Below are 11,805 nucleotides of genomic sequence, written 5' to 3'. Positions count from 1 at the left end.
GGGGGGGTTTTCTGGGGAAGGGGTGGGGTAGTGAAAAGGAGGGGCGAAAGAACACACCGCTTTCGCGAGCAACCCCGCTCCCACAGGGTATTGCGTCAACCTTCGCGCTGAATCAACAGCACTTCGGCCCACCCTTGCCACCGTAACGGGCTTCCTGGCGCTCCCGGAAGAACGCCTCATAGCTCATCACCGGTTTATCCGGGTGTTTGTTTTGCATGTGCTCGACGTAGTTGTCGTAGTCGGGCATGCCGACCATCAGGCGCGCGGCCTGACCGAGGTACTTACCGAGGCGACTCAAGTCATTGAACATGCTGCACTCCTCGATCACGCATCCGGCAGTGCCTGGAATGGTGCTTCTTTATCCGTACGCTCTTTTTTACCCCAGGAGGCAATGCCGACCTTGAGTGCATAGAACAGGATGCTGAAGACCACGAACAGGAACAGTGCGGTCAGCGTAGCGTTGGTGTAAGCGTTGAAAATCACGTGCTGCATCTGCGTGATGTCCTTGGCCGGGGCGAGGATCTGGCCGTTGGCCAAAGCATCGCTGTATTTCTTGGCCAGCGACAGGAAGCCGATCGCCGGGTTGGCGTCGAACAGCTTGATGAAACCGGCCGTGGTGGTGCAGATCAGCAGCCATACCGCTGGCAGCATGGTCACCCAGACATAACGCTGGCGCTTCATTTTGATCAGGACCACGGTGCCGAGCATCAGTGCGATACCCGCCAGCATCTGGTTGGAGATACCGAACAGCGGCCACAAGGTGTTGATACCACCCAGCGGATCGATTACGCCCTGATACAGCAACCAGCCCCACATGGCCACGCAGCCAGCGGTGGCGATAAGGTTGGCGGTCCAGGATTCGGTACGTTTGAGCGCCGGTACGAATGAGCCCAGCAGATCCTGCAGCATGAAACGACCGGCACGGGTACCGGCGTCGACCGCAGTCAGGATGAACAGCGCTTCAAACAGGATCGCGAAGTGGTACCAGAACGCCATGGTGTTTTCACCTGGCAGCACACTGTGCAGGATCTGCGCGATACCGACCGCCAGGGTCGGCGCACCGCCGGCACGGGCCAGGATGGTGGTTTCACCGATGTCATGGGCCACGGCCTGCAACGCTTCCGGGGTGATTGCGAAGCCCCAGTTGCTGACCGCCGCTGCCACCGAGGCGACATCGCTGCCGACCACTGCCGCCGGACTGTTCATGGCGAAGTACACGCCTGGCTCGATCACCGAAGCGGCGACCATGGCCATGATCGCCACGAAGGACTCCATCAGCATGCCGCCGTAACCGATGTAACGGGCGTTCACTTCGTTATCGAGCAGTTTTGGCGTGGTGCCGGAAGAGATCAGCGCGTGGAAGCCGGACACGGCGCCACAGGCGATGGTGATGAACAGGAACGGGAACAGACCGCCCTTCCACACAGGGCCAGTGCCGTCGACGAACTGGGTCAGGGCCGGCATTTTGAGCTCGGGCATGGTGACCAGAATGCCGATCGCCAGGGCGACGATGGTGCCGATCTTCAGGAAGGTCGACAGGTAGTCACGCGGTGCCAGGATCAGCCAAACCGGCAACACTGCGGCAACGAAACCGTAGCCGATCAGCATCCAGGTGATCTCAATACCGGTGAAGGTAAAGGCCTTGGCCCAGACCGGGTCAGCGGCGATCTGCCCGCCCAGCCAGATCGAGCCCAGCAGCAACAGCACGCCGATGATCGAGATTTCGCCGATGCGACCCGGGCGAATGTAGCGCATGTAGATGCCCATGAACATCGCGATCGGGATGGTCGCCATCACCGTGAAAATACCCCACGGGCTTTCCGCCAGGGCTTTCACAACGATCAGCGCCAGCACCGCGAGGATGATGATCATGATCAGGAAGCAGCCGAACAGCGCGATGGTGCCGGGGATGCGGCCCATTTCTTCACGAACCATGTCGCCAAGCGAACGGCCGTTACGGCGAGTGGAGAGGAACAGAACCATGAAGTCCTGCACCGCGCCAGCCAGCACCACGCCGGCGATCAGCCAGAGCGTGCCGGGCAGATAACCCATTTGCGCCGCCAGAACCGGACCGACCAGGGGACCAGCACCCGCGATGGCCGCGAAGTGGTGACCGAAGAGGATGTGTTTGTTGGTAGGAACGTAGTCCAGACCATCATTGTTGAGCACGGCGGGGGTGGCCCGTCGCGGATCGAGTTGCATCACGTTGTTAGCGATGAACAGACTGTAGTAGCGGTACGCGACCAGATAGATGGCCACGGCAGCGACCACAATCCACAAGGCGTTGATCGCCTCGCCCCTGCGCAATGCGACTACACCCAGGGCGCACGCGCCCAGGATTGCCAGCACCAGCCAGGGTAGATGGCGTAGCGGGCTATTATTATTTTTCATTTTTTTATTCCAGCCAGAGTGGACAGAAGGACAGCCATCGGAGTTTAGCTCTCCTGACGGTAAAGGCCATACCCAACGTTGGTCTAGAGCCATGGCCTGGCTGGCAGGTTCCGACAATACGGGTCTATAGTCAGCGAACATCCAGAGGATAGCGCCATGAGCGAGCACCCTGTCGATCGTCGCCAATTCAAACGTATCGCATTCGATGCCCGGACCGAACTGAGCCAGGGGGAGTTCGTCTGGCCGGTCAAGCTGATCGACCTGTCACTCAAGGGTTTGCTGATCCAGCGGCCCGAACCCTGGCTGGGCGATCCGCAGCAGGACTTTTTCGTCGACATTCATCTGAGCGATGACGTCGACATTGAAATGGATGTGCAGTTGACCCATGAGGACCATGGTCAATTGGGCTTTGTCTGCCATCACATCAGCCTGGAATCCATCGAGCGTTTGCGGCGGTTGATCGAACTCAATCTGGGGGATCCGCAGGAGCTTGAGCGGGAATTGGGCGCTCTGATCGAAATCTGAAGGGTCTGAGTGGGACGCGTGTTATCAGCATGGGACGCAGAGCGTCCCTGACTGCATTCCCACGCGGAGCGTGGGAACGATCATGTAGAGGGGGTTATTCGAATAGCGAGTCGAGGGCTTGTTCGAGGCGCGTGACGGCGATGATCTGCAGGCCTTGTGGCGCTTCTTTCGGCGCATTGCCCTTAGGCACGATGGCGCGCTTGAAACCGTGCTTGGCGGCTTCCTTCAGGCGTTCCTGTCCGCTGGGCACCGGTCGTACTTCGCCGGACAGGCCGACTTCACCGAACACCAGCAGATCATGAGGCAAAGGCCGGTTGCGCAAACTCGACATCACCGCCGCCATCAATGCCAGGTCCGAAGCCGTCTCCAGCACCTTCACACCACCGACCACGTTGAGGAACACGTCCTGGTCATGGGTGGGAATCCCGCCATGACGGTGCAAGACCGCCAGCAACATCGCCAGACGGTTCTGATCCAGGCCCAGGGTCACCCGCCGCGGGTTGGCCAGGTGGCTGTCATCCACCAGCGCCTGCACTTCCACCAGCATCGGCCGGGTGCCTTCCCACGTCGCCATCACCACACTGCCCGGTACTTCTTCCTGAGCACGTGTCAGAAAAATCGCCGACGGGTTTGAAACCTCCTTCAACCCTTTGTCAGTCATGCCGAACACGCCCAGTTCGTTGACCGCGCCGAAACGGTTTTTCACCGCCCGCAGCAAGCGCAGGCGCCCGTCCGACTCGCCTTCGAAATACAGCACGGTATCGACCATGTGTTCCAGTACGCGTGGCCCGGCCAGCGCGCCTTCCTTGGTGACGTGGCCGACCAGGAAAATCGCCGTGCCGCTCTGCTTGGCATAACGCACCAGCAAGGCCGCGCTCTCGCGCACCTGGGACACGCCGCCCGGCGCCGATTGCAGTTGTTCGGTAAAAATCGTCTGGATCGAGTCGATCACCATGACCTTGGGCTTTTCCTGACGGGCCGTGGCAATAATGGTTTCGATGCAGGTTTCGGTCATGACCCGCAATTGATCCTGCGGCAGGCCCAGGCGCCGGGCGCGCATGGCTACCTGCTGCTGGGATTCTTCGCCGGTGACGTAAAGCGCCGGCATGCTCTTGGCCAGGTTGCACAGGGTTTGCAACAAAATGGTCGATTTGCCGATACCCGGATCACCGCCGATCAGCACCACCGAGCCGTCGACCAGACCGCCTCCCAGCACCCGGTCCAGTTCGCTGGATACGGTGGAGAACCGTGGAATTTCCTCGACGCTGACTTCGGCCAGGGTCTTGATCTGCGCCTGCTGGCCAGCCCAACCGGTACGTCCGCTCGGTGCCGCCGCCCCGCCGCTTTCCACCATGGTTTCGGTCAGCGTGTTCCAGGCACCGCATTCGCTGCACTGGCCGGCCCACTTGGGGAAGGTTGCGCCGCACTCGGTGCAGCCGTACATACGCTTGGCCTTGGCCATCTGAACCCCCGGCAAAAACCGCGATGATAACGCAGACCGAACAGCGCTAGCGGTTAAAGATCCAGCTTCCCTGTCGGGGATTATTTGCAGTGCGCAACTGCGCTCAGACAAACATGACCTCGTTGAAAAGCGGACTTTAAAGTTGAGAGTGCAATTTTTGTATAACCATCAGGAAACGCCAACACTCTGTAAACGTCGATCGGAATCCACGAATCCTGTACAAGACCTATAACCGACAACTCCGATCGTATAACTTCCATAAAGAGACCAATGTCAGCAATTTCGATTAATCCATACGAAATATGATCCCATTAATTAGAGTTTAGAGCCTTTACTTCAAACAAACTTATGTTTAACGAGTGAAATTGGAAATTACGTTTACTTGTTTCCCGGTTTCAATCAGCGAATGCCACGCAATTCAAATACTGCACAGAGGTTTGCCATTGAGCCCGCCAGAAAAACGCCGGGAAATCAGGTCTGTTTGCAATCGATTCAAACTTTTCAACGCTACCCCGGTCGACTGCAGGCAAGCGCTTCAGGCAGTGGTTGTGAGCAGGATGCACTTTGCTGACATACACTGCGTTCACCAATCTCATCTGTAACAAGGAAATAACCTATGGGCGTGATCAATGAGTTCAAGGCCTTCGCGGTCAAAGGCAACGTGGTCGACATGGCCGTCGGTATCATCATCGGCGCGGCTTTCGGCAAGATCGTCAGCTCGTTTGTCGGTGACGTGATCATGCCGCCGATTGGCCTGCTGATCGGTGGTGTGGACTTCAGTGACCTGGCCATTACGCTCAAGGCGGCGACCGCCGATGCCCCTGCCGTCGTGCTGGCGTACGGCAAATTCATTCAGAGCATGATCGACTTCGTAATCGTCGCGTTCGCGATCTTCATGGGCGTCAAGGCGATCAACCAACTGAAGCGCGAAGAGGCGGTCGCACCGTCTGCGCCGCCGGTTCCAAGCAAGGAAGAACAATTGCTGGGGGAAATTCGCGACCTGCTCAAGGCGCAGAACAACAGGCCCTGAAGCCTGACGCCTGATCTGTAGGAGCGAGCAAGCTCGCGAAAAACCAGAGATCACCGCGGGGTATCAGGCGCCCCGCGTTATCGTTGACGACCATCGCGAGCGTGCTCGCTCCTACAGAAATCGGGGCCCTTACCAGAAATTCTCCACAGCCACCTGCCCCGGTCGGCGGCTCAAGCTCAAGTGCATGTCGCGCTGTTTGAGCAGTTTGCGCGTGTCATCGATCATCTGTGGATTGCCGCACAGCATGACCCGCGAGTGTTCCGGTGTCAGCGCCACCCCTGCCGCACGCTCCAGTTCGCCATTCTCGATCAGCGTGGTAATCCGCCCGTTCAGCGCCCCTGGATGCTGTTCCCGCGTTACCGTGTTGATCAGTTGCAACTTGTGCGCGTGTTCCGCCAGGTACTCGCGTTGCGCCAGCTCTGCAATCAGCTCTTGATAGGCCAGCTCACGGGTTTCGCGCACGCTGTAGACCAGTATGATGCGCTCGAACTTCTCCCACACCTCGAAGTCCTGGAGGATCGAAAGAAACGGCGCGATACCGGTGCCGGTGGATAACAGCCACAGGTCACGCCCGTCGACGAAACGGTCGAGGGTCAGATAACCGAAAGCCTGGCGATCGACCAGCAACGTATCGCCGACGCCCAGCCGGCTCAGTTCGCTGGTGAACTCACCATCAGGTACGACAATGGAGAAGAACTCGAGAAACTCGTCGAAGGGTGACGACACCATGGAGTAAGCACGCCACACGGTGCTGCCGTCTGCCTTGGTCACACCCAGACGGGCAAACTGGCCAGCACGGAAACGGAAGCCCGGATCCCGGGTGGCGCGCAAAGTGAACAGACTCGGTGTCAACGGCTGGACGTCGAGCAGGGTTTGGCGAGTAAATTTCTCTTCACTGACTGTCATGTGCGGCTCCAGGGAAATCATTGCCGCAGTGTCTCGCAAAGCGCCCCCCATAAACACCGGTGATTTGTGGTGTCTTTAGCGCAGATGCCCACCATTTAACTGAAGCATTATCGCGCACGGATAATGGCAATACGGCATCACGCATCTAATCGGCAGTTTCATATTATTAACAGCATTCAATATGCGACCGCCCTAACAGTTATCGATAGAACCAGACTGTCCACTTCCCATTCGCTATCAATTCAAAAAAATCTCAACGCAATTGTGGGATTGATCCTACAATCCAAACGCAAACACTCTGGATCCAATATGGACCAATCTAATAAACAACAATTGGAGTTCCATGATGGAACGATGGAAGGAGTCGCAACTTGAACAAATATCCTCAACAACCGAACTGGGTAATGCCTTCCAGAGTTCCCTGAATTTCATCAAAAACCTCGGCTTCAAATTTTTCGCCTTTTCAACTACTTGCCCGACGAAAACGGAGCACTCCCATACTTCGCTGTACAACAATTATCCCGTTGCATGGAGCGGTGAGTACGAGGGAAAGAAACTCGTGGTGACTGATCCGGTAGTGGCTCATTGCAATGAATCCACATTGCCGGTTCTCTGGAGCGAGGATCTCTTTGGCAATGCCCCCTGGATATGGGACGCGCTGGAGCAGCAAGGCATACATCACGGTTGGTCCCAGGCGGTCCACGACGAAGATAGCGGCCTGTGCAGCATTGTCAGCGTGGCGAGGAGCCATTGCCCGATCAGCGCATGGGAGCTGTACGAGAACCTTGGTTTCACCACCTTCATCGGCCGCCATCTGCATAGCCTGGTTGCACAGACAGTGCCCAGGCAGCCGGAAAAGAGCTGCGGGACCAACTTGTCGCCGCGGGAAATCGACGTGCTGAACCTGGCGGCGGCGGGCAAGACCGCATACGAGAGCGCGCGAATTCTCAATCTCAGCGCGCGCACCGTGAATTTCCATGTCCAGGAATCCATCCGCAAACTGGGGGTCAACAACAAGGTTTCGGCCGTGATTGCGGCCGCCAAGGCGGGCTATCTCAACAGCGACGCGATGCGCTGAGGCGAAAAACCTGCGGGTAATCCGACTCAAAAAAACGTACCATTCGCGGTTCCTCCTGAGTGATGACGTGTGAGCCTTCCACGACGCAGTACACTCGGACGACCCCGCCCGCCACAACGCCCCTGGGCGCGGGATAATTCCCCTGAGCTTGATTATCCAGAGCCCGCCCCATGCCTTTGCTCGAAACACCTTTCGCCCGCCTCGACCTGATCCGCCAACCCGAACAGCAGAACGAACCGCTGCAGGCCTTCGACGCGGCAGACGAATACCTGCTCAACCATCTGGCCGAACAGCAACCTTCGATCGATACGCAGGTGCTGGTGCTCAACGACAGTTTTGGCGCATTGGCCGCCAGCCTGGTGGGCAAGGTGAAGGTGACCAGCAGTGGCGATTCATTCCTGGCATTTCAGGGACTGGAGAAGAACCTGGCCCGCAACGGCCAGGCATTCGACGCGGTGCCGGCCATTCCTGCCAGCGAAACGGCGACCGGTCCCTTTGACCGCGTGCTGATCCGGGTGCCGAAAACCCTGGCCCTGCTGGAGGAGCAACTGATCCGCCTTCAAGGACAATTGGCACCCGGCGCTCAAGTGGTCGCCGCGGCGATGATCAAGCACCTGCCACGCGCGGCGGGTGATCTGCTCGAACGCTACATCGGCCCGGTCCAGGCATCGCTGGCAGTGAAGAAGGCCCGCCTGCTGATTGCCACCGCCGAAGACAAGGCGCCGGCCACCTCCCCTTACCCAACGCGCTATCGCCTCGACGCGCCCGCCATCGAACTGCTCAACCACGCCAACGTGTTTTGCCGCGAAGGCCTGGACATCGGCACCCGGGCATTTCTGCCACACCTGCCGAAAAACCTTGGCACGTCACGCGTAGCCGACCTCGGTTGCGGCAATGGCGTGCTGGCGGTCGCCAGCGCCCTGCAAAACCCCGACGCCCACTACACCCTGGTGGATGAATCCTTCATGGCCGTGCAATCGGCCGCAGAGAACTGGAGTGCGGCCCTGGGCGAACGTGAAGTGATCGTGCGGCCCGGCGACGGCCTGGCCGGTCAGGAACCGCAATCGCTGGACGTGGTGCTTTGCAATCCACCATTCCACCAGCAACAAGTGGTCGGCGACTTTCTCGCCTGGCGGATGTTCCAGCAGGCCCGGGAAGCGTTGGTGGTGGGCGGGGCGCTGTACATCGTCGGCAACCGTCACCTGGGTTACCACAGCAAACTGGCGCGGCTGTTCCGCGGCGTTGAACAGGTTGCGGCTACGCCTAAGTTCGTGATCCTCAAGGCCCGCAAGTAAGGCGCAGCACTCGCCGCCTGCCACGCCTCCTGTGCAGCAATGCCAGAGATCAGTGCGTGGACAGGCCCGCTGCGTTCATGAACATCCGCATCAAACTGGCCACAACGAACAACGCACCAACACTGCCGACCCAGATCAGGGCCAGCCATCCGAGCCGCTGCCACAGCGGTTTTTTTTCGGCTTCTTCAATGTCATGCAGAGAATGCTTGCCGGACATGATTCATTTCTCCAGTAACTTGCGATGGCGCCTATAACGACGCCATCGCGAGCAGGCTCGCTCCCGCAAGAGCGCGACTAGTGATAACCGTCTTCATGAGTCACCTTGCCGCGGAACACGTAGTAGCTCCAGAAGGTGTAACCCAGGATGAACGGGATGATGAACAGCGTGCCCACCAGCATGAAGCCCTGGCTCTGCGGCGGCGCGGCGGCGTCCCAGATGGAAATCGACGGCGGCACGATATTCGGCCACAGGCTGATGCCCAGGCCGCTGTAGCCGAGGAAGATCAGCACCAGCGTCAGCAGAAATGGTGTGTAGTGGGCATTGCGGGCCACCGCGCGGATCAGTCCGTAGAGGGTCACCAGCACCAGAATGGGCACCGGCAGGAACCAGAACAGATTCGGCAAGGTGAACCAGCGAGCGGCGATCTCAGCGTGGGCCAGCGGCGTCCAGATGCTGACGATACCGATCACCGCCAGCAGCACGAATGCCAGGGGCCGCGCCAGATCATGCATCTGCTCCTGCAACTTGCCCTCGGTTTTCATGATCAGCCAGGTGCAGCCCAGCAGCGCATAGGCCACCACCAGCGCGGCGCCGCAGAACAGCGTGAATGGTGTCAGCCAGTCCAGAGAACCACCGGCGAACTGCCGATCGACCACCGGCAAGCCATCGATGAAGGCACCCAAGGCCACACCCTGGAAGAAGGTGGCGGCGATCGAACCGCCGATGAACGCCTTGTCCCACAGATGACGTTTCTCGTCCCGGGCCTTGAAGCGGAACTCAAAGGCCACGCCGCGGAAAATCAGCCCGATCAGCATGAAGATCAACGGCAGGTACAACGCCGAGAGCACCACCGAATAAGCCAGTGGAAAGGCCCCGAACAACGCCGCGCCTCCGAGCACCAGCCAGGTTTCGTTGCCGTCCCAGACCGGGGCGACGGTATTCATCATCACGTCACGGTCGGTCTTGCCGGGAATGAACGGGAACAGAATCCCGATTCCCAGATCGAAGCCGTCCATGACTACGTACATCATGATGCCGAAGATGATGATCACGGCCCAGATCAGCGGAAGATCAATACCCATGATTCAAATCTCCTTGGTCACGGTGTGGTCGGCATCGGCATGATCGTCGGCCGCAGACAGCGGACGCGCCGGCGTGCGTTTCTGGCCAGGTCCACCGTCGTTGGTTTCCTTGCCTTCGTCGATCTTCGGCCCCTTGCGCACCAGTCGCATCATGTAGCCGAGACCGGCTCCGAACAGCGCGAAATACACCACGACAAACAGGATCAGGGTGATGCTCATCTGCATGACGCTATGGTTGGAAGATGCATCGGCCGTACGCATCAGGCCGTAGACGACCCACGGCTGGCGGCCGATTTCCGTGGTGAACCAGCCGGCGAGAATCGCGATCAGGCCGGACGGGCCCATCCACAACGCCAGGTAGAGGAACGGACGCGAGGTGTAGAGCGTGTCGCGCTTGCGCAGCCAGAGGCTCCACAGACCGGTGAAGATCATCAGGAAGCCCAGGCCGACCATGATCCGGAACGACCAGAACACGATGGTCGAATTGGGCCGGTCTTCAGGCGGGAACTCCTTGAGCGCCGGCACCTGTTTGTCCAGGGAGTGGGTCAGGATCAGGCTGCCCAGATACGGAATCTCGACAGCGAACTTGGTTCTTTCTTCCTTCATGTCCGGCCAGCCGAACAGTATCAACGGAGTGGCTTCGTCACCCTTGTTTTCCCAATGCCCTTCGATCGCGGCGATTTTCGCCGGCTGATGCTCAAGGGTATTGAGGCCGTGGAAGTCGCCGATCACCGCCTGAATCGGCGCGACGATCAAGGCCATCCACATGGCCATCGAGAGCATTTTGCGGATCGCCGGGTTGTCCTTGCCGCGTAGCAAATGCCACGCCGCTGAAGAACCGACGAAGAACGCCGTGGCGACGAACGCTGCCGTGGCCATGTGCATCAGGCGATAGGGGAACGAGGGGTTGAAGATTACCGCCAGCCAGTCGGTGGGGATCACCTGACCGTTGACGATTTCAAAGCCCTGCGGCGTCTGCATCCAGCTGTTGGAAGCAAGAATCCAGAACGTCGAGATCAGTGTGCCGATGGCGACCATGACCGTGGAAAAGAAGTGCAGCCCGCGTCCGACCTTGTTCCAGCCGAACAGCATCACCCCCAGAAAACCTGCTTCGAGGAAGAACGCAGTGAGCACTTCATAGGTCAGCAACGGACCTGTCACGGAACCGGCGAAATCCGAGAAGCGGCTCCAGTTGGTGCCGAACTGATAGGCCATGACCAGCCCCGAAACCACGCCCATGCCGAAGTTGACGGCAAAGATCTTCGACCAGAAATGGTAGAGGTCGCGATAGGTTCCGTTGTTGGTTTTCAGCCACAGACCTTCGAGTACCGCCAGGTAACTCGCCAGGCCAATGGTGATGGCAGGGAACAGAATGTGGAACGAGATGGTGAACGCGAACTGGATTCGGGCGAGATCAAGTGCCTCTAAACCGAACATAAGTCTTCCTCTGTCAGTTAGTACGGCTGCTGGCCGGAGCCTGCATCCATGGCCCCCACGGATATGGAGTGAGGCGAATCTCTGTTTGTTCTTTTTTTATACGCATCGCTACGCAGGGAGTCTGGCCTTGCGGCCGCCGGATCAAAGCCTTCGAGGGTCTTGATCTGGATCAAGCAACGTTGAAAGAGTAGTCCCATTTCAGGCGATGAACTGCGTGGTCTTTTGCCGCGTGACAAGTTGCCTCATGGCGATTGGCCAACAAAAAATCAGCAACACCGGTGATCCCCTGGGGGAGCGGGGGTGGTTGGGGAGGGGGGGGGGCCGAGGGAATTGGGGGTGGGGGTGGCGGTCTCTTCTCTAGCAAACCCCCCCCCCCCAA

Annotated in this window: 11 protein-coding genes; 4 read left to right on the top strand and 7 right to left on the bottom strand. The window is 58.8% G+C overall.

Annotated features, from left to right (window positions below; translation table 11 throughout):
• Window positions 1–112 precede the first annotated feature (112 nt).
• Together ACW9JE_RS23595 and ACW9JE_RS23590 are read right to left on the bottom strand one after the other, a co-directional pair.
• Entirely contained in the window at window positions 113–310 is a 198-nt protein-coding gene (locus ACW9JE_RS23595) for a YbdD/YjiX family protein (protein WP_077046022.1), read from the bottom strand.
• 14 nt (window positions 311–324) lie between these two features.
• Entirely contained in the window at window positions 325–2,391 is a 2,067-nt protein-coding gene (locus ACW9JE_RS23590; RefSeq protein ID WP_457434116.1) for a carbon starvation CstA family protein, read from the bottom strand.
• A 156-nt stretch (window positions 2,392–2,547) separates the two neighbouring features.
• Here ACW9JE_RS23590 and ACW9JE_RS23585 point away from each other — a divergent pair, with 156 nt between their 5' ends.
• Window positions 2,548–2,916 carry a PilZ domain-containing protein gene (locus ACW9JE_RS23585; protein WP_224534166.1) on the top strand — a complete coding sequence of 123 codons (369 nt, stop codon included), beginning with the start codon at window positions 2,548–2,550 and terminating at the stop codon, window positions 2,914–2,916.
• Between the two features lie 94 nt (window positions 2,917–3,010).
• On the opposite strand, the gene radA is transcribed toward ACW9JE_RS23585, so the two are convergent.
• Window positions 3,011–4,378 (bottom strand): DNA repair protein RadA, encoded by a 1,368-nt coding sequence (gene radA, locus ACW9JE_RS23580; protein ID WP_224534165.1) that lies wholly within the window; start codon window positions 4,376–4,378, stop codon window positions 3,011–3,013.
• Window positions 4,379–4,994: 616 nt separating this feature from the next.
• Between radA and mscL the strand changes: the two genes are divergently transcribed.
• On the top strand, window positions 4,995–5,408 hold the full coding sequence (gene mscL, locus ACW9JE_RS23575; protein ID WP_224534164.1) for a large-conductance mechanosensitive channel protein MscL: 414 nt from the start codon (window positions 4,995–4,997) through the stop codon (window positions 5,406–5,408).
• Window positions 5,409–5,537: 129 nt separating this feature from the next.
• Here mscL and ACW9JE_RS23570 read toward each other — a convergent pair whose 3' ends face one another.
• Window positions 5,538–6,314, bottom strand: a complete 777-nt coding sequence (locus ACW9JE_RS23570) for a ferredoxin--NADP reductase (RefSeq protein WP_457434115.1) — start codon at window positions 6,312–6,314, stop codon at window positions 5,538–5,540.
• A gap of 346 nt (window positions 6,315–6,660) precedes the next feature.
• On the opposite strand from ACW9JE_RS23570, the gene ACW9JE_RS23565 reads away from it, so the two are divergent.
• Both ACW9JE_RS23565 and ACW9JE_RS23560 read left to right on the top strand, forming a co-directional pair.
• Window positions 6,661–7,392, top strand: coding sequence for a helix-turn-helix transcriptional regulator (locus ACW9JE_RS23565; RefSeq protein WP_224534174.1), 732 nt, complete (start codon window positions 6,661–6,663; stop codon window positions 7,390–7,392).
• 170 nt (window positions 7,393–7,562) lie between these two features.
• Window positions 7,563–8,687, top strand: a complete 1,125-nt coding sequence (locus ACW9JE_RS23560) for a methyltransferase (protein ID WP_457434114.1) — start codon at window positions 7,563–7,565, stop codon at window positions 8,685–8,687.
• A gap of 49 nt (window positions 8,688–8,736) precedes the next feature.
• On the opposite strand, the gene ACW9JE_RS23555 is transcribed toward ACW9JE_RS23560, so the two are convergent.
• From ACW9JE_RS23555 to ACW9JE_RS23545, 3 genes are all read right to left on the bottom strand, one after another.
• Window positions 8,737–8,904 carry a DUF2474 domain-containing protein gene (locus tag ACW9JE_RS23555; RefSeq protein ID WP_224534161.1) on the bottom strand — a complete coding sequence of 56 codons (168 nt, stop codon included), beginning with the start codon at window positions 8,902–8,904 and terminating at the stop codon, window positions 8,737–8,739.
• 77 nt (window positions 8,905–8,981) lie between these two features.
• Complete coding sequence (gene cydB / locus ACW9JE_RS23550) at window positions 8,982–9,989, bottom strand: cytochrome d ubiquinol oxidase subunit II (RefSeq protein ID WP_224534160.1); 1,008 nt, start codon at window positions 9,987–9,989, stop codon at window positions 8,982–8,984.
• A 3-nt stretch (window positions 9,990–9,992) separates the two neighbouring features.
• Complete coding sequence (locus ACW9JE_RS23545) at window positions 9,993–11,426, bottom strand: cytochrome ubiquinol oxidase subunit I (RefSeq protein ID WP_457434113.1); 1,434 nt, start codon at window positions 11,424–11,426, stop codon at window positions 9,993–9,995.
• Between the last annotated feature and the right edge of the window lie 379 nt (window positions 11,427–11,805).

The sequence above is a fragment of the Pseudomonas sp. SDO55104_S430 genome (genome assembly GCF_054070595.1).
This window is presented reverse-complemented; position numbering and strand designations above follow the sequence as displayed.